Here is a 20,056-nt window from a genome sequence, read left to right as displayed (position 1 = left end):
AGCCTCGATGACCTCACGCACGCCCTCCGGCAAGACCGGTCGGAACCTCGACGGGTTCCGCTGCGGGCTCGGTTGCGGGCTCGGCAGCGGGCTTGCGCTGGCGCGCCTTGGGCGTCCATGCGATGCCCAGGGCCGCGCCCACCACTCCGAACAGGGTCCCGAGCAGGAACGACCCGAGGTTGGCGGTGACGATCGCGGCCACCGACAGCAGCAGCGTCACGATTCCTGCGGGCATCCGGAACTCCTGGCGGGTCCAGAACGACAGCCCGCAGCACACCAGCAGGACTCCGATGACCATCGCCGAGATCCCGGTCAGCGTGTTCAGCGAGACGACGATGTCGCCGAACTTCAGCGACGCGTAGGGCGGGAAGAGGATCAGCAGTCCGGACACCAGCGTGCAGAACCCGGCCCAGAACGGGCGAGTTCGCCGCCACTGGCGGAACTTCGTCAGGTTGGTGTTCTTCGCAGCCATGGGTTCACCTCCGGTCAGAAGCACTCGTCGCGGCCGGCGGAGGCCGAGATCTTGACCTGGTTGAGCTTGAGCGTGGACGCCGTGGTGGACCATGCGACCTGGCGCAGACCCGTGATCTGGGTGCTGTCGGCCTGGATGCCGAAGGTGCCCGGACTACCGGTCACACCGTTGGGGCCCTTGTCCATGCTTCCGGCGTCGCGGCCGATCTCGACGTTGTTGAGCGTCACATCGCCGGTGACCTCCTCGACGCCGATCACGAGGTTGTCGGCGTTCATCCCGCCGGGAGCGTCGATCTTCAAGGTGATGTCACCGATCGCAGGCAGTCCTGGCACGACGATGGATTGGCAGAAGTTGTCCAGCTTCGCCTTCTGGAAACCGTTGACCATCACCGGATGCGCCTGATCCGCGCTCTGATCGACCGAGCCGTACTGCACGACTCCTTGCGCGTCGAGCTTGTCGGCCGTGGCCTTGTAGCTCGTTCCGGCCACCGCGAACGAGGCCGCGATCGCGCCCTGGGACATGCCGGTGAACATCAGCCCGACCCCGAAGAGCCCGACCAGCAGCACCAGCCCGAACACGCGCCAGCGGGTCCGGCCGCCCGTTTTCTCGCCCACATCCGCTCCCATCACTCGGCGTGTCCGTAGCGTGATCCTCGCTACTCCGAACGGGGGTAAACGTAAGCCAAACAACACAGTTCGCGCTGTGACTGCGGTCACTAATCGTCAATAAATGATAGTTGATCTTTCATTTAGATCCCGCCCGCCCCACTCACCACAGCGAGCACGCCGGTCACCCCGGACGGGCAGCGTCGCGGTCGCAGGCGGGCCCGCCGTCAGCGCTCGCCAGGCGGGCCCGGCCGCTCAGCCGACCGTCTTGATCACCTGCGCGGGGACTCCCGCGACCAAAGTCCGTGCGGGAACGTCGCGGGTCACCACCGCACCGGCAGCGACCACGGCACCGGCCCCGATGGTCACGCCCTGCAGGATCGTGGCTGCCGCCCCGATCCAGACGTCGTCTTCGACGGTGATCGGGGCGAAGACGAGATGCTCGCGACGCTCGGCCAGGCGCAGAGGATGGCCCCCGGTGATCAGGTTGACCTTCGGGGCGATCATGACCCCGTCGCCGAGGCGGATCCCGCCCTTGTCCATGAAGGTGCATCCCTGGTTCACGAAGACGTTCTCCCCGAAGGTCGTGTGCAGCCCGCATTCCGTGAAGAACGGCGGGTAGATCGTCACCGAGTCCGGGAGAGGGCCACCGAACACAACGGACAGCAGTTCTGCGCGACCTTCGTGGTCGCTGAACGGCAGCACGTTCAGCCTGGACGTCGCATCGGTCACTTCAGCGATTCGCTCCGCGTGGCTGGCGAATTCGGCTGTCCGCACGAAAAGAACCTGGTCTGCGCGAGTGTTCATGCGGCGATATCACCACTCCGAGGAAAGCGCGATCAAACAACCACGAGACTCGTCAACCACAACCGTTCGTTGTGTCCCTAAGCTGGCGGTGTGGATGTCGAAGCGCTGCGGACGTTCGTGGCCATCGCCAAGCACGGCCAGTTCCAGGCAGCGGCGGACGAGCTCGAGATCAGTCAGCAAGCGGTCTCGAAGCGGATCGCGGTTCTGGAGCGATACCTCGAAGTCGTGCTCCTGGTGCGACATTCGCGAGGATCCCGGCTGAGCCCGGACGGGCAGGCTTTCCTGCCGCACGCCAAGGAGGTCCTGACCGCCGTCGAGCGGAGCGAGCGGGCCGTGCGCCCCGGCAGCCGCCCCCTGCGCGTCGACGTCCTCAACCGGCGGATCGCTCCGGCCCAGGCCGTGTACCGGTTCTACCGCTCGCATCCCGGGATGGACTTGGACGCGGTCGCGCTGGCCGACGAGAACGCCGCCGGAGCAGCCCGGGCCGTGCTCGAAGGCACCATCGACGCGTCCTTCCGAGCCCTGGCGGTGGACCAGATCCCGGATGGGATCACCGCGGAACGAATCCTGGACACTCCCCTGGAACTCCTGGTCGGGCCCGGGCATCCCCTGGCGGACGCCGCTCGGGCCAGGCCCGCGGACCTCGTCGGCCACCGGATCTGGATCCCCGGGATCAAGCCCGGAACCGCGTGGTCGGCGTTCTACCAGGCGGTGTCCGAGGCCTTCGGTCTGAGCATCGACGCGCTCGGCCCCCACTTCGGCGACGAGGCCCTGATGGACGCGCTGGCCGACTCACCCTCGCTGGCCACCCTCGTCGGCGGTGGAGATCGGTACCTGTGGCCCCAGATCCACGACCTACGACGCATTCCGCTGCACGAACCGACCCCGGTCTACCCCCACGTGCTGTTGTCGCGCGATGGAGATCGACACCCCGTGCTGACCGCGCTCCGCGACCACCTGCGCACCTCGATGGCGCGAACCCCTGACGACGCGTGGGCGCCGAGCCCGTTGGGGATGCCGGCGTGAGGTGGTGGAGAACGCGACTCTCCGCCTGGAACAGCGTCTTCGAGCAGAGCATCGCGAACGGCGGCTGACGAAGCGCAGTGCGCCGGTGGACGACGGCCGCGCGGGCTGCCGTCCACCTCTCCTGCGCGAGCGGATCACATGGACGGCGGCGACAGCGGTCCGGACCTCGGCGTGACCGACCGCTGGAACGGATCGCCCGTGACGCCGGCGTCCACCGCCACGGCGAGGATGTTGCGGAACTGGGCGTTGATGTCGCGGCGGCTCGCCTCGAACACCGGGTCCGTGATCTCGGTGGTGTTGCCGGGACCGAACTCCAGGATCGGCGTGTGCACGTGCCCGCCGGGGATCTCGGCGCCCACCGCGTCGCGCAGCAGCGTCGTCCGATAGGCGACCTCGTTGGACAAGTAGCTGCCGCCACCGCCCTGCCGCGCCTGCGAACCTGGTGTCGGACCGTCCGGCCGGGTCACCGGCTCGGTCTCGCCGCTCGGGATCTCGGTCACCTCGGTGTTGTCGAAGACCGGGAAGCGACCGGTGTCAGCGGCGACGATCTCGGCGTAGGGCTGGGTCGTGGGCACGAACTCCGGCTGGGGGTCGATCGTCGGCAGATCCGGCGGCACGGTGATCACACCGCCCTCGCGCACCTCGCGGTCGTTGTCGGCACCTTGGTGCCAGCGGCCGTTCCAGCGCTCGACGTCGAATCGCTCCGGCCTGCCCTGGCTGACCGTGGCGAACAGGTCGACCTGTTCCGGACCTGGCCGCACGTGCGGCAGGAAGGCCCGTTCGACGATGCCCTGCTCGAACGGCTCCCACAGCACGGGGAACATCACCGCCTCGACGCGGGCCGGGCCCGAAGGCGTGTCGAGCACGGTGCCGTCGAGCGCGAGGGCCACCGCGCCGGACGGGTTGCTGCGGCGGATGTCCTCGTCGAGCTGGAACGGGTCGAAACCGCTGACCAGCACTCGCTTGACACCTGGCTGCACCTCGACGCTGCTGTGGCCGCGCGATTCGCGCTCGAAGGAGGCCACCAGCTCCGCCCGCTCGGCCGGGCCGAGTTCGAAACCCGGCTGCCAGCGGGCCAGCGACCTGGTCATGTGCAGCCGCGCCCAGTAGAGGGGACGGTCGTCTTCCGCGGGGAGATCACCCACCGCAGGTTCGCGGCCCTGCGCGCGGTCGACGGCGGCCTCCCACAACCGCCCGCCCCCGGAACGCACGAACCGCTTCGCGTCCTCGAGCGTGTCGACGCCGCACAGCTCCTGCTCGAACTCCCCGGCGAGCCGGTCGAAACCGCTTCGCCGCAGGATCTCGACCGCGACGTCGTCGCCCAGCCGCCCCTGTTCGACGGTCGTCGGCGCGTCCGGATCGAAGCACGAACCGGCAGCACCGGCAGCGGCCGGAAACCCGCTGGCGAGCAGGGTGAAGACCGCAGCGGCGCAAACGCCGCGCACACCGACGCGCAAGTCGAACCTCCAGGAACGGCGGAACCGGGAAAACTCTATGCCGCGTCGGGCACGCGCGGAGTGCTCCGCAGTGGCGAGTTCACGACACAAGGGCGGTCAGACGCACCTGCCACTAAGTGGCTCTTCCGCGGTGCAGGGAGTTTGCGGACCCGGAGGCGCAACGCAGAACACGAACACCAGCGAACTGCTGGTCGGTGACCAGGCCGGGAACGGCCCCCAAGACGAGGAGCCATCGGTCGCGCGACCACCGCACCGTGGGGGCCTGCGGGGGCTCGGCCCCCGCAACAAATACGACGAGGCGAGCCGGTTCGCGCATTCCGCGAACACAGCTCGCCCCGAGGTCAGTGGAGGTTGCGGGAGCCTACTCGAACACCGAACCGCTGGTCAGCGAGCAGGCCGGGAACCGCTCTCAAGGTGAGGAGCCATCGTCGAGCGGCCACCGCACCGTAGGGGGCTTGGGGGAGTCGCTCCCCCAAAATCATGACGGAGCGATAAAAGCGAAAACGCCCTGCGTTGAGCAGGGCGTTTTCAATCGCGTAGTGGAGGTGCCGGGAATCGAACCCGGGTCCTCCGTCGCTTCACCAAGGCTTCTCCGTGCGCAGTCCGCTATGCCTCTACTCGGCTCCACCGGTCTCGCGAACTAGCCGATGTGACGAGCCCAGTCGCTGTTTGATGTCCCACGAGGTCCCGCGACCGAACCTCGTGGTCGAGCCTCCTAGCTGATGCCGGATTCCGGGACGGAGGCGTTCCCGGTCCGACAGAGTCGCTCCTCGCTCAGGCAGCGAGGGCGAACTCGCGCTGACTCTTGTCGGCGCTTATTTGTTTGCGGCGACGCTCACGGTGGTCTCCCGCCTGCACCGGCACGCTTCCCAAGGATCAACGTACGGAGTCGAAACCGTTCACCCCCATGTCTGTACTCCACTGCTACCGGCTTTCGAACCGGTGTCCAACAGGATAACGCGTCGGGTCCCGGCGATCATTCCCATATCCCTCAAACGCTCAAGCCCAGCAGCGCAGCCGGTGTGTCGTGCAGCACCGCGCGCAGGAAATCCGGGCCGAGGCGCTGGTCGCGGTGGGCCCAGTCCGCGATGACCGCGAGCTGGTCCGCGTACGGGTAGGGGATGTTCGGGTAGTCCGTGCCCAGCACGATGCGGTCCGAGTGGGCCGCGACCCGGGCGGACCAGTCCTTGGGCAGCGGGGCGAACTTCTCGCTGAACGCCACGCCGACCATGGTCGTGTCCAAGTGGACCCGCTGGTAGCGCTCCACGAGGGCCAGCGCGGCGAGGTAGTCGGGCATTCCCGCGTGCGCCAGCACAGCCGTCAGGCCGGGATGCCTGCGCAGCACGCCTTCGAACACGTCCAGGCCCGTGTAGGAGCCGGGGATCGGACCGTGCCCGCAGTGCACGACGACGGGCACGCCCGTCTCGCTGAGCAGGCCCCACGCCTGGTCCAGCAGCGGGTCGCGCGGATCGAACCCGCCCACCTGGACGTGCATCTTCACGCAGCGAGCGCCCCGGTCCAGCGCGCGGGCGAGGTAATCGCCGACACCGGGTTCCGGGTAGATCGTGGCGGTGGGAACCGCGTCCGGCGTGCGCTCGGCGAAATCGCGGACCCAGTCGTTGAGCCACTCGGCCATCGCAGGCTTGTGCGCGTAGACCAGCGGGGCGTACGCGCGCAGCCCGAACTCGCGCAGCAGCCGCACCCGGGTGGCCTCGTCGTGCCGGTAGAAGATGTCCCACCGCATCCCGTAGTGCTCGGAGGCGTTGTCGAAGTACTCCCACACCTTGTCCAGCACGTTGGGCGGGAGGAAGTGGGTGTGGATGTCGACCAGACCCGGCAAGCCGAGTTCGTCCAGCCAAGCGGGGATTCGGTTGTCGTCGAGCGGTGCCGTCAAATCAGCGCTTGCCCTTTCGCGCGCGCCCGATGGCGCGCTGGATCTCACGTTCCATGTCGCGCTTGGCGATGTCCTGGCGCTTGTCGTGCGCCTTCTTGCCGCGCGCGAGAGCGAGCTCGACCTTGGCCTTGCCGTCGCTGAAGTACAACGACATCGGCACGAGGCTCAGCCCGGTCTCCTTGATCTTGCCGACCAGCCGCTCGATCTCGTGCCGGTGAAGCAGGAGCTTGCGCGACCGGCGCGGTTCGTGGTTCGTCCAGGTCCCCTCGGTGTACTCGGGGATGTGCACGTTGCGCAGCCAGACCTCGCCGTCGTCCACAGTGGCGAAGCCGTCGACCAGCTGCGCCTTGCCCTGGCGCAGGCTCTTGACCTCGGTACCGGTCAGCGCGATACCGGCCTCGTAGGTGTCGAGCACCGACCAGTCATGCCGCGCCTTGCGGTTCTGCGAGATGACCTTGCGGCCGCGTTCCTTCACCATGCGAACAACTCTAGTCCTCGTGTCACCCGGATAAGCCGAACTCGGCGGCCCCCTCCAGCGGGGACCGCCGAGCAACAGGCTACAGCCGCACGTACAGGCGGAGCGTGACGTAGCCGGTGATCGAGGAGATCGCTGCCGCGACCAGCAGCAGGATCGGCGAGATCAGCGCGATGTCGCCCCATTCGACGGCCGGGATGATGCCGGTGCCCAGCACCGGCCCCATGACCCTGTCGATGAACGCCGCCTTGGCGATCAGCAGGCCACCGATCGCCAGCACCGCACCGATCAGACCGGACACCATCGCTTCCAGCAAGAACGGAAGTTGGGTGTACCACCGCGTCGCGCCCACCAGGCGCATGATGCCCGTCTCCGTGCGGCGGGTGAACGCCGAGAGCTGAATGGTGTTGGAGATCAGCAGCAACGCGGCCAACGCCTGAACCAGCGCGATCGAGAACACCGCGTTGCGCACGCCGTTGAGGATGTCGAACAGCCGGTCCAGGTACTCGGCCTGGTCGACGACGCTGTCCACGCCCGGCTTGCTGGCGAACTCGGCCTGGATCTGCGGGAAGCGCTCCGGGTCGTCGAGCTTCACCCGCAGCGAGGCCGGCATCGCCTCGGCGCGGGCGACGTCCTTGAGCTCCGGCTGCGACTCGAAGACCTTGTTGAAGCTGGCGAACGCCTCTTCCCGGTTCTCGTACTTGACCGAGTTGACTCCGTCGGCGCCGTTGAGGGCCGACTTGACCGAGGCGCATGGCTGCTGGCTGCAGTCGGGATCATTGGCGCTGACGTCGTCGGTCATGAACACCACGACCTCGACGCGGTCCTGGTAGGTCTCCTGCATCTTGTCGATGAGCCGGACCACCAGCAGACCGCCGCCGAGCAGACCCACCGAGATGGCGGTCGTCAGGATCATCGCGATGGTCATCGTCACGTTGCGCCGAAGGCCGTTGACGACCTCGCTGAATACGAAGCTCGCACGCATCTTGGGTCAGCTTTCCTGCCGTTCGGGGGTGTGTGTCCTCGGGTGCCTGGCGATCGGGTCGCGCCGGATCAGCGGCCGACGCCGTACACGCCGCGGGCGTCGTCTCGGATGACCCGGCCGAGGCTGAGCTCCACGACGCGACGGCGCATCGAGTCGACGATGCCGTGGTCGTGCGTGGCCATCACGACGGTGGTGCCGGTGCGGTTGATCCGCTCCAGCAGCAGCATGATGTCCTGGCTCGTGTCGGGGTCCAGGTTTCCGGTCGGCTCATCGCACAGCAGCACCAGCGGCCGGTTGACGAAGGCGCGCGCGATGGCGACGCGCTGCTGCTCACCACCGGAGAGCTCGTTCGGCATGCGGTCGGCCTTGCCGTCCAGGCCCACCAGCTGCAGCACCTGCGGGACGACGCGCTGGATGTCCTGCCGGGGCTTGCCGATGACCTCCAGCGCGAACGCGACGTTCTCCGCGACGGTCTTGTTGTTCAGCAGCCGGAAGTCCTGGAAGACGCAGCCGATGCGCTGGCGCAGACGGGGCACCCGGCGGCGCGGCAACTTCGCGACGTTCCAGTCGGCGACGAACGCCCGGCCGCGGCTGGGCACATCCTCGCGCAGGAGGAGTCGCATGAACGTCGACTTCCCGGAGCCCGATGGCCCGATGAGGAACACGAACTCGCCCTTGTCGATGCTCACCGAGACATCGTCGAGAGCGGGCCGGGTCGACGTCTTGTACGTCTTGGACACGTGCTCAAGGCGGATCACGGGCGGGAGTTTACCCCCGCCCGATAGGGCGATCCGCACTCACCCACAGAGGTGGTTCTACTAGCCGTGACCAGCAGTTTCGATGGAAGCGCTGGGGGTCGATCAGGCCACGCTCTGCTGCTGCCTGCGCCACCGGATGCCTGCTTCCAGGAAACCGTCGATGTCGCCGTCGAGCACCGCGTCGGGATTGCCCACCTCGTGCTCGGTCCGCAGGTCCTTGACCATCTGGTACGGGTGCAGCACGTAGGAGCGCATCTGGTTGCCCCAGCTGGAACCGCTCTCCTTGAGGGCGTCCAGCTCGGCGCGCTCCTCCTCCTTCTTGCGGGCCAGCAGCTTGGACTGCAGCACGCGCATCGCGGCGGCCTTGTTCTGCAGCTGCGACTTCTCGTTCTGGCAGGAGACGACCACGCCGGTCGGGATGTGGGTGATGCGCACGGCCGAGTCCGTGGTGTTCACGCTCTGCCCGCCGGGGCCGGAGGAGCGGAAGACGTCGACCCGGATGTCCTTCTCCGGGATCTCGACGTGGTCGGTCTCCTCGACGACCGGCAGCACCTCGACACCGGCGAAGGACGTCTGCCGACGGCCCTGGTTGTCGAACGGGGAGATGCGCACGAGGCGGTGCGTGCCCTGCTCGACCGAGAGGGTGCCGTAGGCGTAGGGCGCGTTGACGCGGAAGGTCGCGGACTTCAGCCCGGCCTCTTCCGCGTAGGAGGTGTCGTAGACCTCGGTCGTGTAGGAGTGCCGCTCGGCCCAGCGCAGGTACATCCGCATCAGCGTCTCGGCGAAGTCGGCGGCGTCGACGCCACCGGCCTCGGCGCGGATGGTGACCATCGCTTCGCGCTGGTCGTACTCGCCGGAGAGCAGGGTGCGGACCTCGAGGGTCTCCAGGTCCTTGGCGAGGCGCTGGCGCTCCTCGTCGGCCTCGGCGAGGCCCGAGTCGTCGCCTTCGTCCTCGCTGAGCTCGTAGAGGACTTCGAGGTCTTCGACGCGCTGGCGGAGTTCGGTGACGCGTCGCAGGTCGGCCTGCCGGTACACCAGGCGGCTGCTGACCCGCTGCGCGTTCTCGACGTCGTCCCAGAGGTCGGGCTTGGCCGCCTCTTCCTCCAGCTCGGCGATCTCCGCGCGGAGCGCGTCGAGATCCATCACGCTCTCGATGCCTTCGAGCGTGTTGGACAGTTCCTTGAGGGAGGCTGCGACGTCGGCATTCACAGAGCTCAGGGTACTTCACCGATAACCGGTCGCCCACGAGGACGGCACGTTGCAGCCAGATCGGCTTCTCCACCGGCCGCGCACGAACAACGGCTGCGCCGATCGAGCGGCGCAGCCGTTGTTCGCGAGCGGACCCGGGTCAGTCGGGGATCGAGTCGAGCAGCTTGATGATCGCCCGGTTGTAGGAGACGGTGAAGTCGGCGGCGGCCTTCTCGTAGGGGTCGCTTGCCGTCTTGGCGGCGTTGCGAGCTTCGTCCATCTTCACCGCGGTCTGCGCGCGAGCGGACTCGACGAGGCCGGCGCGCTGGCGCGGGGTGAGGGTGCCGGAGTAGACCAGCCGGAGGATCAGCGGGCTGCGGACGTTGTCCGGACCGGGCGCGGTGTTCAGCCACGACTTGAACGCCTTCTTGCCCGCGGCCGTGATCGCGTACTGCTGGCTGGAGCGGGGTCCCTGCTTGCCGAGGCGCAGCAGGCCGTCCTCGGTCAGCGCGGGGAGCTCCCGGTAGACCTGGCTGCGGGTGACGCTGAAGAACCCGGCGAAGCGCTCGGTGGCCGCGGCGACCAGCTGGCCACCGGTCTTCGGCCCTTCGTGCAGTAGTCCCAACAGGGCAGCGGATGTCGCATTCAGCTCGCTCACGACACCAACGGTGCCACGTCCCGCCGGAGCTGTCCACAGTGGTCGGCGCTTCTGTCCACAGTGGTTGCACCCGACTGGTCCAAGTGGACGAACCGTTCCGCCATTGGTTCCAGGTCGGGATTACCGGTTTTTCGACGCTCGGAGGCAAGACGATCACAGATCCCACCCGAATGCAGCCCCGGTAGGTGCACGCATTGCAACCAACCTCCGGATCGTTCGCCTGGATGGGGGTTCTTGGGCGCGCAATGAGGTGCTATCACGTTCTGAAACTGCACAACTACATGCGGTTACCCTCACGCTGCTGGTGACCGCCGGGCCACGGCGGGGGCACGGCATGGAAAGCAGGAGGTTCGGGCGTGCATCGCAGTTGGTTGCGTACCAAGGTCAACGAGAGCAAGGAGAAGGTGACCCAGCGGGTCACCGAACGAGCCAAGTCCATGGTCCCGGTGCAGCGCGGCGCCGAGACGGACTCCTGCATGGTCTGCGGCCGCACCATGCGTCAAACGGCCGTGGTTCGAGGCGAGGGCAGGGTCTGCTCCCCCGGCTGCGCTCGCAAGTGGGCCGAAGGCCTGAAGGACTGAACGCGACAAAAGAAAAGTGCCTCCGGATCACCGGAGGCACTTTCTCTAGTAGCGGGGACAGGATTTGAACCTGCGACCTCTGGGTTATGAGCCCAGCGAGCTACCGAACTGCTCCACCCCGCGCCATCGGCCGAATTTTCCGGCCGCGTCGTTCTGTTGTAAGTGAAACTCTACACGCCTCGAAAGACGACCGAACGCCGGGGTGGCAAAAGAGGAAATGCCAGCTCACAGGCTCCAGCGGTACCGACTGGTCGGAACCACGTCGAGCCCGTCACCGCCGCCGAACTCGGCGACGCTGGCCATCAACTCCGAGAAACGACGCTTGAGCTCGGCCTCATCCCCACCGCTGCCGTGGAACGCGTGCGGATCGGTCATCCCCGCCATCGGGAAATGCTCCTCCACGATGGCGGCGACCTCCGGGGAATCCGGCGTCAGCACCTCTTCCACGACGTTCTGGACGTAGCCCGACGTGTTCTGGGTCCGAATCGCGATCGGTGTGTGGTGCACCAACCAATACCCCAGGTACTCCTCCCGCGACATGCCCTCGGGCCGCCGCAACAAGGCCACCTGCGCGTAGACGTCCGCGCGCTCCCCGTCCGCCACCGGCAGCGGGTCCAGCCGGACCCTCTCGGTCACCCGGTACGCGTGCACCCCCGGATCCCCGGTCACCTCGGCGACCACCGCGATCAGCGGTGCCGCGTCCCCGTCGGTCCACACCGACACCAGGCCGGTCACCTGCTCGCCCGGGCCGAATCGCAGGGCAGGCGCCACATCGGCGTCATCGACGTTCACCTGAACCTCAGCGGCCCCGGCGGCCCGCACCCTCTCGCGGAGCTCAGCGCCCCGGAGCACCTCGCCGAGATCGCCACCGCGCACGCACAGCACCAGCTTCATCACACCGCGAGCAGACCACACCGCGGCCCCGGCCTGAAGCCCCGTTCAGCCCATCCGCTCGCCGCTGGGAACGCTCGGCCGACCGGGCGGTCACAGCCCTCGCTTCCAGCAGATCTCCTCCCGCAGGAAGTGGCTTCGCCAGCCGTCCGAGGTGCGGGTGAAGGTGTGGTGGTAGATGCCGCCGAACTCCACCAGCAGCTCCGGCCCGCCGTCGCCCTGGGGCAAGATCATCGGGTTGTGGAAGTAGGCGGCGACCTGGGCGCGATCGGATCCCTCGTGGTCGATGGCGATCTGGTGCAGGGAATGCATGCGCCGGGTGAAGATCGGCAGGTTCTCGGCCAGCCACGGCTTGACGGTGGCGAAGTCGCCCTCGATGCCGCCCGAGGCCGTGTAGTCGATCCGGGCGTCCGGGGTGAACACGGTGTCGAGCCCGTCCCAGTCACCGGAGTCGATCGCGCGGGTGTAGCGGATGAGGGCTTCTTCGATGTCGAAGCGATCCAGGATCTGCTGAGTCATCACGACATCAACAACGACGAAGGCGCCTCCCGGATGTCTCCGGAAGGCGCCTGTCGATCAGTAGCGGGGACAGGATTTGAACCTGCGACCTCTGGGTTATGAGCCCAGCGAGCTACCGAACTGCTCCACCCCGCGCCATCGGCCGAATCGGCCGCTGTGTTGTGTCCCCAGTCTACGGGCCGGGTAACGGCCGTTCAAACCGGGGGTGGCTAAGGGGTCATTTCAGAGTGCGGCGGAGCCGCTGCAAACCGATTCTGAAACAACTCCTAAAACCCGTCCGCCGTCCTGAACTGGCCCGGAAATGCGTCGGCGGGGTGGGGACCGCGCCGGTCCCCACCCCGCCGACTTCCACACGGACGGCTCAGCCTCCGGTGCCCTGGGTCTGCTCGAAGCGCTTGATGGCCTCGTCGAGCTGTTGGTAGGCCTGACCCATCTCGGCGAAGTTCCCGGACTGCTGGGCCTTGCGGACGCGCTCGAGCGCGTCGCGGATGGCGCTGACGGACTGGTCGGTCTGCGGAGTGCCCGGGGTGGGCGGCTGCCCCGGCTGCTCGTCGGGCTTCCCAGGCTCGGTCGCCGAACCCGCTCCGGATCCGAAGACCTGGTCGAGGGCGCCCTTCAACGTCTCGGAGAACCCGACCTTGCCGCCGAAGGACACCAGCACCCGGGCCAGCTGCGGGTAGGACTCCTGCTCGTTGCGCTGGATGTAGATGGGCTCGACGTAGAGCAGCCCACCGGCCACCGGGAGCGTGAGCAGGTTGCCGAAGATCGCCGTGACGTTGGGGTTGTTGAACAGCGTCCGGTTCTCGGTGACCTCGGGCGTCGACTCCATCTGGTTCTGGACCTGGTTCGGTCCCGGGGTCAGCGTGTTGGTGGGCAGCCGCAGCACGGTCATCTGCCCGTAGTTCTTCGGGTCCGAGGACACCGACACCCACGCGGACAGGTTCTGCCTGCGCAGCGCGGTCAGGGCGCTGGTCAGCTGGAAGTTCGGCTGCTGCTGGCCCTCGACCTGGGCGAGCACGTAGTAGGGCGGCTGCTGGCCCTCGCTGCTGCCGACGGTGCCCCGGGCCGTGGGGTCGTTGGGCACCTCCCAGAACGTCTGGGTGGAGAAGAAGTCACCCGGGTTGTCCACGTGGTACTCGGTGAGCAACTTGCGCTGCACCTTGAACATGTCCTCCGGGTACCGGAAGTGCTCGCGCAGCTGCGGGCTGATCTCGCTGGCCGGCTTGACGACGCCGGGGAACACGCCTTCCCAGGTCTTGAGGACCGGGTCGTTCTGGTCGGTGGCGTAGAGGTCGACGGTGCCGTCGTAGGCGTCGACCGTGGCCTTGACCGAGTTGCGGATGTAGTTGATCTGCTGGTTCGGCTGGCGCTCGACACCGGTGAGGGTGTCGTTGGTGGCCTCGCCCAGCTCGGTCAGCTTCGAGTACGGGTAGTTGTTGAGCGTGGTGTAGCCGTCGACGATCCACTTGATGCGCCCGTCGACCACCGCGGGGTACGGGTCGCCGTCGAGCTTGAGCCACGGGGCGACCTTCTGGACGCGGTCGCGCGGGTTGCGCTCGTAGATGAGCTTGGAGTTGTCCCCGATCACACCGCTGAACAGGAAGTTCCGCTCGCCGTAGTAGGCGGCGAACGCCAGTCGCTGGAACGGGTTGGCGATCGGCACGCCGCCGCGACCGTCGTAGGTGAACTGCTGGGTGTCGGTGTCGTACTCGCGCGGAGCTTCACCGGGGTTGCCGCCGACGATGGCGTAGTCGTCGGGACCGACGAGCTCGCCGTAGTAGACGCGCGGCTGCTTGACCGGGATGGCGCCCTGGCCCTTGTTGGCGACGTCGCTGATCTGGAAGACCGGGTAGCCGCCCTGGGTGGCGCCCTCGTTGAAGGTCGAGTCGACGCGGTCGGCGGGAGCGGCGATGAAACCGTTGCCGTGGGTGTAGACGGTGTGCCGGTTGATCCAGTTCTGCTGGTTGACCGCCAGGCCGTCGGTGTTGATCTCGCGCAGCGCGACGAGGTAGTCCTGCAGCTGCCCGTTGGCGTCCTTGTAGCGGTCGACGTCGAGCTTGTCCGGGAAGCCGTAGAAGTTGTACTGCTGCGTGAGCTGCGTGAACGTCGCCGACAGCACGTTGGGGTCGAGCAGCCGGATGTTGGGGATGGTGCCGGTGTCGTCGGCGACCTCGCTGGGCTGCAGCTGGGTCTTGCCCGGGTAGTCGACGAACTTGACCTTGTCGTCGCCGATGCCGAACGCGGACTTGGTGGCCGCGAGGTTGCGCTCGATGGACACGGCTTCGCGCTGGTTGGCGTTCGGGCGGACCGAGAACTGCTCCAGCAGGGCCGGCCACACCGCGCCGACCACGACGCTCGACAGCAGCAGCAGCACGGTCGCCAGCGCCGGGATCTGCAGGTTCTTCAGGAAGATCACCGAGAAGAACGCCAGCGCGCAGAACACCGCGATGCACATCAGGATCAGCTTCGCCGGCATCACCGCGTTGAGGTCGGTGTAGCTGGCGCCGGTGAACAGGTTGTTGCGCTGGGACAGCAGCAGGTCGTACCGGTCGAGGAAGTAGTCGACGGCCTTGAGCAGCACGAACAGACCTGCCAGCACGCCGAGCTGGACCCGCGCGGGCATCGACAGCTGGCCGCTGCGACCGGTCAGCCGGATGCCGCCGAAGATGTAGTGGGTGACCAGCGCGCCGAGGAACGACACGGTCACGGCGATGAACGCCCAGGACAGCAGCATCCGCCAGAACGGCAGCTGGAAGACGTAGAAGCTGATGTCCTTGCCGAACTCGGGGTCGGCCTGACCGAACGGGACGCTGTGCAGGAACAGCTGCAAGGTCTGCCAGTCGGCCTGCCCCGCCAGCCCGGCGATCACGGCGATCACGATCGGCACGCCCAGGCCGAACAGCCGGGAGCGCTCGGTGATGACCGTGCGGTAACGGGTCAGCGGGTCATCAGGACCGCTGACCGGCACGAACACCGGGCGGTTGCGGTAGGCCAGCCAGAGGTTGAGCAGCAGCACACCGCCCAGGAAGGCCGCGGCCGCGACCCCGAGACCGAGCCGCGAGGTGACCTGGGTGGTGAAGACCTGCCTGTATCCGACCTCGCCGAACCACAACCAGTCGACATAAGCGCTCAGCAGGCGCGACCCGAGGATCAGGGCGAGCAGGACGACCCCGCCCAGAATCAGCAGTATTCTGCTTCGCCGGGATAGTTTCGGCATTCCTACCGGGGGCCGCATGGCCACAGCGCACGCTCCTGGGGACGATCAGCTGAACTTGGCAATCGCGCTTCCGGAACACGATTCCCTCGTGATGTTCAACTCTACGACCCAGGTGTGAAGTTCCTGGAAGGCCCCGCGCGAACGGTATTTTTCGGACACAGATCGGTATCGATCGCCTCGGCCCGGCGCGCCGCATCGCGCGAATCCCCGTTCTGGGACGATGCGGACCATGCCTTCCGTTGAGGAATTGGGGTTCGCCCTGCCCGCCACGACCCGCGAGGTCGAGGAGTTCGTCGCGTCCGGCGGCTGGGACCAGCCGACGCAGATCTTCGCCCTGGTGTCGACCGAGACCATGCTCGCCGCAGCGCCTGACATGGCCGGTCAGCTCGACCCCGCGGCCTCTCCCCTGACCCCGCTCGCGCAGGAGTCGCTGCCGGCCCAGGACCTGGGTGAGGCACTGGCCCGCATCGAGTGGCCGGAGCAGGTCATCGGCTGCGCCTTGGTGCAGGAGATCATCGTGCTCCCGCCGGAGGCGGAGGCAGAGCTGCCCGACGACGAGGAAGGCGCGGGCAAGCTGGCCGCCGAGCACCCGGACCGCCGCGAAGCGCGGCTGGTGGCCGCGGTGCTGCGCGACGACGTCGCTCACTCCTGCGTGATGCGGCTCCGCGGCGAGGAGGAGGACGAGGTCTTCAACGACCCGTCGCTGGCCCCGAACCTCCTCAAGGCCCTGCAGACCACCTTCACCTGACCGGCCTCAGCAGGAAGCCGGGGCCTGGTTTCCGCGCACCGCTTCCAGCGCCTTGGTGGCGTCGAGGAGGGTGCCGACGCGGGCGAGCTGCAGGCCTTCCGGGGCCTGCGACTTGGCCTCGGCGCAGTTGTCCGCCGGCACCAGGAACGTCGTGGCGCCCGCTTCCCTGGCCTTGATCATCTTGAACGGGATGCCGCCGATCGGGCCGACGTTGCCCGCCGGGTCGATCTCACCGGTTCCCGCGACGAACTTGCCGCCGTTGAGCTCTCCCGGCGTCAGCTTGTCGATGATCGCCAGCGTGAACATCAGGCCGGCCGACGGGCCGCCGACGTCGGCGAGGCTGATCTTGATCTCGAACGGCACGTCCGGACGCTCGATCGCGGCCACGCCGAGGAAGCCCTGCGACTGGTCGCCGCCCGGCTGGTCGTTGCGACCCAGCTCCACGTTGGCGACCTGCTCGGGCTGATCGCCCCGCTGGTAGCGGATCTCCACACGGTCTCCGGGCTTGGTGCCGCCCAGCGCGGTCTTCAGCGACGCAGCGTCGGTGACCGGCTTGCCGTTGGCGTTGAGCAGGCGGTCGCCGGGCTCCAGCGAGCCGTCGGCCGGACTGCCCTTGACGATCTGGCCGATCAGAACCTTGTTCGGATACCCGAGGAAGCCCAGCGCCGCGGACTCCGCGGTCGTCTGCGAGTCGTTGAAGGCCTCGGTGTTCTCCTGCTCGATCTGCTGCTCGCTCTTGTCCGGCGGGAAGTAGACGTCGCGCGGAGCCAGCGCGTAGCGACCGGAGACCCACAGGCCCAGCGCACCGAACAGCGTCAACTGGTCGGTGACCGATACCGTGGTCATGTTGAGGTGACCGGCTGTCGGGTACGTTTCCTGCCCCTCGACGTTGATCACCGGGTGGTCGCCATCCAAGCCGAGCGTGTCGTAGGTCGGACCGGGGCCCAGCGCCACGAACGGCACCCGCGCGAACGCGCCGAGCAGACCGAAGGCGACAACCAGCACGACACTCGTCAGCAGCGTCCAGGTACGGCGGTTCACGAGGCGACAGCGTACGTGTTCGCTGTTGGCGATGTTCCCGGTGTTCGCACCGACCAGACAGACGACTTCTTCTTAGGGGCGGCCGAGGCCGCGTACGGTGGAACTATGACCAATATGCCGTTCGGGTTCGGCTCGCAGGACCCCGACGACTCTGACAAGGGCGACTCGTCGCAAGGCCGCTCTGAGGGCGGGTCCGGCAACCCTGGGGACAATCCCTTCGGTTTCGCCGGCATGCCCGGACCGGGCGGCAACTTCGACATGGGGCAGCTCGGCCAGATGCTGAGCCAGCTCGGCCAGGCGCTGAGCCAGTCCGGTAGTGGTGGCGGCGGCCAGTCCGGGCCGGTCAACTACGACCTCGCCAAGCAGCTCGCCGTGCAGCAGCTGCACAACAACCAGCGCACCGAGCGGCCCAGCCAGGAGCAGGTCAAGGCGATCGAGGACGCGGTTCGGCTCGCCGAGCTCTGGCTGGACGCCAGCACTTCGCTGCCCGCGGGCGTGCGCTCGGTGCAGACCTGGTCCTCGGTGGATTGGGTCGAGAAGACGCTGCCGGTGTGGCAGCGGCTGTGCGACCCGATCGCACAGCGCATGTCCGCGGCGTGGTTGGAAGCGCTGCCGGAGGAGGCGAAGCAGGCGGCCGGCCCGCTGCTGAACATGCTCGGCCAGATGGGCGGGATGACCTTCGGTTCGCAGCTCGGCAGCGGACTCGCCCAGCTCGGCGGCGACGTGCTGACCTCCACCGAGGTCGGACTCCCGCTCGGACCCTCGGGGACCGCGGCGCTGCTGCCCGCCAACATCGACCGGTTCGTCGAAGGACTGGACCGGCCGACGAGCGAGGCCACCCTGTTCCTGGCCGCGCGGGAAGCGGCGCACCACCGGCTGTTCGGGCACGTCCCGTGGTTGGCGCAGCGGCTGCTGGCCACCGTCGAGGAGTACGCGCGCGGCATCCACATCGACACCTCCGCGCTGGAAGACCTGGCCGGCAAGGTCGATCCGTCCAACCCGGCGGCGATGCAGGAGATGATGAGCTCGGGAATGCTCGAGCCGAAGACCACCCCGGAGCAGCAGGCCGCGCTGACCCGGCTCGAAACGCTGCTGGCGCTGGTCGAGGGTTGGGTCGACGTGGTCGTCGCCGATGCGCTGGGCGAGCGGTTGCCCTCCGCCGATGCCCTGGGCGAGCTGATCCGCAGGCGTCGCGCCAGCGGCGGTCCCGCCGAGCAGACCTTCGCGACGCTGATCGGGCTGGAGCTGCGCCCGCGCCGGATGCGCGACGCGGCCAACCTCTGGCGGCTCATGGCCGAACGCCACGGCACCGAGGCCCGCGATCAGGTCTGGGACCACCCGGACCTGCTGCCGGACAGCACCGACCTCGACGAGCCGCTCGACTTCGCCGACCGGTGGGGCTCGAACTCCGACCTCGACGACCCGATCGCGGCCATCCGCCGCGCCGAGGAAGCCGAGAAGTCCGACGACACCACCGAGTCCCAGAGCTCCGACAGCACCGAGGGCGAGAAGCCCAACGGCCCGGACGACGAGGGACCGGAAGGCCCCAAGAACACCGAAGGCCCCAACGGAGACACCCAGTCCTGACCTGCGCAGAACCGCTTCACCACATCAGCCCATCGCGACCTCGCGGTGGGCTGATGTGCGTCCGATCCCAGTTTTAGTCCAAACCGAGCCATGATCATGTCCGAAATGTCGGCTCAGTTTGGACTAAAACTGGGAACTGCCGCGCGCGGAATCCAGACGGCACCCCAGAACGGTTGCTGGAAGTGGCGTCAGGAGGCTTCGGGTTCTTCGGTCTCGTCGTCGGTGAGGCCGATCTCGAGCTGGGCCGCCGCGACCAGGCCCTCCAAGTAGCCGATCGCCCGTTCCGTCTTCGGGTACCGCTGGACCCACTTCCAGAAATCGGCGCCGTGCCCAGGCACCAGCAGGTGCGCGAGCTCGTGGACGAGCACGTAATCCAGCACCCAACCGGGTACATCTCGCAGCCGTTGACTCACCCGAATGGTGCCCTCGCTAGGCGTGCACGAGGCCCAGCGGGTCCGCATCGGCGGTACCCATCGAACACTGCTCGGATCGGTCCGGCCGTCCAGGTATTTCAGGGACAGCTCACGGCAGCGCTGCACCAGCGCCTCGTCCGAGTTGCGCGCGGGGGATCGGCGTCGCGTCTCACTGCGCTGAAGACGGCTCAGCATGTCCGCCACCCAGCGTTTTTCCTCCGCACGGCTCATCCGAGCCGGGAGCAGCACCACGATCTTGTCGCCGTCGCGATAAGCGCTCACCGTCTGCCGGCGGCGCTTGCTGCGGCGGACCTCGACCTGCGGTTCAGCCACGGAAGTGGACCCTAGCGATCGGCTCCGACAAACGGTTCCCCCTGTGAGCTGCACCTCAACTCCAGGTGCGCATCAATGGCCGAATGATTACTCCATCGAGTCGAACATGCCCTACGCGTAATGCATGCATCTCAATTACTCCGCCTGTACGGTTCCCCCAGCCGCCCGCAGGGGGGCGACGGCGATCCAGCTGTGGCGCTGGATCAATGACCAGAAGGAGGGGAGCCGTGGCCGAGACGTACAACGGCTACTGCGTGAAGTGCCGGGAGAAGCGCGACTTTTCCGGTGAGGTCTCGGAGACCAACGGACGCCGGATGGCCAAGGGCACATGCCCGGTGTGCGGAACCAAGATGACCCGCATCCTCGGCAAGGCGTGACAGGGCACGGGTGGGCCCTCAGCG

Annotated in this window: 20 protein-coding genes, 2 tRNA genes and 1 other RNA gene; 5 read left to right on the top strand and 18 right to left on the bottom strand. The window is 67.7% G+C overall.

Going from position 1 to position 20,056, the window contains the following annotated elements; translation table 11 throughout:
- Positions 1–13 precede the first annotated feature (13 nt).
- The 3 genes from FHU35_RS22490 to FHU35_RS22480 form a co-directional block, all read right to left on the bottom strand.
- On the bottom strand, positions 14–472 hold the full coding sequence (locus tag FHU35_RS22490) for a DUF6114 domain-containing protein (protein ID WP_145743026.1): 459 nt from the start codon (positions 470–472) through the stop codon (positions 14–16).
- A gap of 14 nt (positions 473–486) precedes the next feature.
- On the bottom strand, positions 487–1,086 hold the full coding sequence (locus FHU35_RS22485) for a DUF6230 family protein (RefSeq protein WP_246110506.1): 600 nt from the start codon (positions 1,084–1,086) through the stop codon (positions 487–489).
- 246 nt (positions 1,087–1,332) lie between these two features.
- The gene (locus FHU35_RS22480) at positions 1,333–1,809 is read right to left on the bottom strand and encodes a DapH/DapD/GlmU-related protein (protein ID WP_246110505.1); all 477 of its coding nucleotides are present in this window, start codon (positions 1,807–1,809) and stop codon (positions 1,333–1,335) included.
- A 165-nt stretch (positions 1,810–1,974) separates the two neighbouring features.
- On the opposite strand from FHU35_RS22480, the gene FHU35_RS22475 reads away from it, so the two are divergent.
- Complete coding sequence (locus FHU35_RS22475; protein WP_145743020.1) at positions 1,975–2,910, top strand: LysR family transcriptional regulator; 936 nt, start codon at positions 1,975–1,977, stop codon at positions 2,908–2,910.
- Between the two features lie 134 nt (positions 2,911–3,044).
- Here FHU35_RS22475 and FHU35_RS22470 read toward each other — a convergent pair whose 3' ends face one another.
- The 8 genes from FHU35_RS22470 to FHU35_RS22435 all read right to left on the bottom strand — a co-directional run bounded on the left by FHU35_RS22470 (position 3,045) and on the right by FHU35_RS22435 (position 10,325).
- Positions 3,045–4,367: a pyroglutamyl peptidase gene (locus FHU35_RS22470; protein WP_145743019.1), complete on the bottom strand. Its 1,323-nt coding sequence runs from the start codon at positions 4,365–4,367 to the stop codon at positions 3,045–3,047.
- A gap of 537 nt (positions 4,368–4,904) precedes the next feature.
- Positions 4,905–5,274: a transfer-messenger RNA gene (ssrA, locus tag FHU35_RS22465) on the bottom strand.
- Between the two features lie 84 nt (positions 5,275–5,358).
- Positions 5,359–6,261, bottom strand: coding sequence for an amidohydrolase family protein (locus FHU35_RS22460; RefSeq protein ID WP_186459567.1), 903 nt, complete (start codon positions 6,259–6,261; stop codon positions 5,359–5,361).
- Between the two features lies 1 nt (position 6,262).
- Complete coding sequence (gene smpB, locus FHU35_RS22455; protein WP_145743014.1) at positions 6,263–6,739, bottom strand: SsrA-binding protein SmpB; 477 nt, start codon at positions 6,737–6,739, stop codon at positions 6,263–6,265.
- 79 nt (positions 6,740–6,818) lie between these two features.
- Positions 6,819–7,721, bottom strand: a complete 903-nt coding sequence (gene ftsX / locus FHU35_RS22450; RefSeq protein WP_145743012.1) for a permease-like cell division protein FtsX — start codon at positions 7,719–7,721, stop codon at positions 6,819–6,821.
- Positions 7,722–7,789: 68 nt separating this feature from the next.
- Positions 7,790–8,479: a cell division ATP-binding protein FtsE gene (gene ftsE, locus FHU35_RS22445; protein ID WP_145743010.1), complete on the bottom strand. Its 690-nt coding sequence runs from the start codon at positions 8,477–8,479 to the stop codon at positions 7,790–7,792.
- Positions 8,480–8,581: 102 nt separating this feature from the next.
- A complete protein-coding gene (gene prfB, locus FHU35_RS22440; RefSeq protein WP_145743009.1) occupies positions 8,582–9,688 on the bottom strand; it encodes a peptide chain release factor 2 in 1,107 nt (368 codons plus the stop codon).
- A 139-nt stretch (positions 9,689–9,827) separates the two neighbouring features.
- Positions 9,828–10,325 (bottom strand): PadR family transcriptional regulator, encoded by a 498-nt coding sequence (locus FHU35_RS22435; RefSeq protein WP_186459566.1) that lies wholly within the window; start codon positions 10,323–10,325, stop codon positions 9,828–9,830.
- 356 nt (positions 10,326–10,681) lie between these two features.
- Here FHU35_RS22435 and FHU35_RS22430 point away from each other — a divergent pair, with 356 nt between their 5' ends.
- The gene (locus FHU35_RS22430; RefSeq protein WP_145743007.1) at positions 10,682–10,906 is read left to right on the top strand and encodes a hypothetical protein; all 225 of its coding nucleotides are present in this window, start codon (positions 10,682–10,684) and stop codon (positions 10,904–10,906) included.
- A gap of 49 nt (positions 10,907–10,955) precedes the next feature.
- Here FHU35_RS22430 and FHU35_RS22425 read toward each other — a convergent pair.
- The 5 genes from FHU35_RS22425 to FHU35_RS22405 form a co-directional block, all read right to left on the bottom strand.
- Positions 10,956–11,029 (bottom strand) — tRNA-Met (locus FHU35_RS22425).
- Between the two features lie 102 nt (positions 11,030–11,131).
- Positions 11,132–11,800, bottom strand: a complete 669-nt coding sequence (locus tag FHU35_RS22420; RefSeq protein WP_145743005.1) for an EthD domain-containing protein — start codon at positions 11,798–11,800, stop codon at positions 11,132–11,134.
- Between the two features lie 90 nt (positions 11,801–11,890).
- Positions 11,891–12,316 carry a nuclear transport factor 2 family protein gene (locus tag FHU35_RS22415; RefSeq protein ID WP_186459565.1) on the bottom strand — a complete coding sequence of 142 codons (426 nt, stop codon included), beginning with the start codon at positions 12,314–12,316 and terminating at the stop codon, positions 11,891–11,893.
- 61 nt (positions 12,317–12,377) lie between these two features.
- Positions 12,378–12,451 (bottom strand) — tRNA-Met (locus FHU35_RS22410).
- Between the two features lie 226 nt (positions 12,452–12,677).
- Entirely contained in the window at positions 12,678–15,551 is a 2,874-nt protein-coding gene (locus FHU35_RS22405; protein ID WP_145743790.1) for a UPF0182 family protein, read from the bottom strand.
- A gap of 211 nt (positions 15,552–15,762) precedes the next feature.
- On the opposite strand from FHU35_RS22405, the gene FHU35_RS22400 reads away from it, so the two are divergent.
- Positions 15,763–16,281 carry a PPA1309 family protein gene (locus tag FHU35_RS22400; RefSeq protein ID WP_145743000.1) on the top strand — a complete coding sequence of 173 codons (519 nt, stop codon included), beginning with the start codon at positions 15,763–15,765 and terminating at the stop codon, positions 16,279–16,281.
- Between the two features lie 6 nt (positions 16,282–16,287).
- Here FHU35_RS22400 and FHU35_RS22395 read toward each other — a convergent pair whose 3' ends face one another.
- Complete coding sequence (locus FHU35_RS22395; protein ID WP_145742998.1) at positions 16,288–17,322, bottom strand: YlbL family protein; 1,035 nt, start codon at positions 17,320–17,322, stop codon at positions 16,288–16,290.
- 105 nt (positions 17,323–17,427) lie between these two features.
- On the opposite strand from FHU35_RS22395, the gene FHU35_RS22390 reads away from it, so the two are divergent.
- Positions 17,428–18,909, top strand: coding sequence for a zinc-dependent metalloprotease (locus FHU35_RS22390; RefSeq protein ID WP_145742996.1), 1,482 nt, complete (start codon positions 17,428–17,430; stop codon positions 18,907–18,909).
- A gap of 188 nt (positions 18,910–19,097) precedes the next feature.
- On the opposite strand, the gene FHU35_RS22385 is transcribed toward FHU35_RS22390, so the two are convergent.
- The gene (locus FHU35_RS22385; RefSeq protein ID WP_145742994.1) at positions 19,098–19,655 is read right to left on the bottom strand and encodes a M48 family metallopeptidase; all 558 of its coding nucleotides are present in this window, start codon (positions 19,653–19,655) and stop codon (positions 19,098–19,100) included.
- A gap of 227 nt (positions 19,656–19,882) precedes the next feature.
- Here FHU35_RS22385 and FHU35_RS29410 point away from each other — a divergent pair, with 227 nt between their 5' ends.
- A complete protein-coding gene (locus FHU35_RS29410; protein WP_010693945.1) occupies positions 19,883–20,032 on the top strand; it encodes a DUF5679 domain-containing protein in 150 nt (49 codons plus the stop codon).
- Positions 20,033–20,056 lie beyond the last annotated feature (24 nt).

The organism is Saccharopolyspora dendranthemae (genome assembly GCF_007829955.1).
In the GTDB taxonomy this organism is placed as follows: Bacteria; Actinomycetota; Actinomycetes; order Mycobacteriales; family Pseudonocardiaceae; genus Saccharopolyspora; species Saccharopolyspora dendranthemae.
This window is presented reverse-complemented; position numbering and strand designations above follow the sequence as displayed.

What these genes read in the sequence shown, in the direction of transcription:
- FHU35_RS22420 (WP_145743005.1), bottom strand. Translation starts at nt 11,800, where the DNA reads ATGAAGCTGGTGCTGTGCGTGCGCGGTGGCGATCTCGGCGAGGTGCTC.
- FHU35_RS22405 (WP_145743790.1), bottom strand. Translation starts at nt 15,551, where the DNA reads ATGCGGCCCCCGGTAGGAATGCCGAAACTATCCCGGCGAAGCAGAATA.
- FHU35_RS22490 (WP_145743026.1), bottom strand. Translation starts at nt 472, where the DNA reads ATGGCTGCGAAGAACACCAACCTGACGAAGTTCCGCCAGTGGCGGCGA.
- smpB (WP_145743014.1), bottom strand. Translation starts at nt 6,739, where the DNA reads ATGGTGAAGGAACGCGGCCGCAAGGTCATCTCGCAGAACCGCAAGGCG.
- FHU35_RS22390 (WP_145742996.1), top strand. Translation starts at nt 17,428, where the DNA reads ATGACCAATATGCCGTTCGGGTTCGGCTCGCAGGACCCCGACGACTCT.
- ftsX (WP_145743012.1), bottom strand. Translation starts at nt 7,721, where the DNA reads ATGCGTGCGAGCTTCGTATTCAGCGAGGTCGTCAACGGCCTTCGGCGC.
- FHU35_RS22415 (WP_186459565.1), bottom strand. Translation starts at nt 12,316, where the DNA reads ATGACTCAGCAGATCCTGGATCGCTTCGACATCGAAGAAGCCCTCATC.
- FHU35_RS22400 (WP_145743000.1), top strand. Translation starts at nt 15,763, where the DNA reads ATGCCTTCCGTTGAGGAATTGGGGTTCGCCCTGCCCGCCACGACCCGC.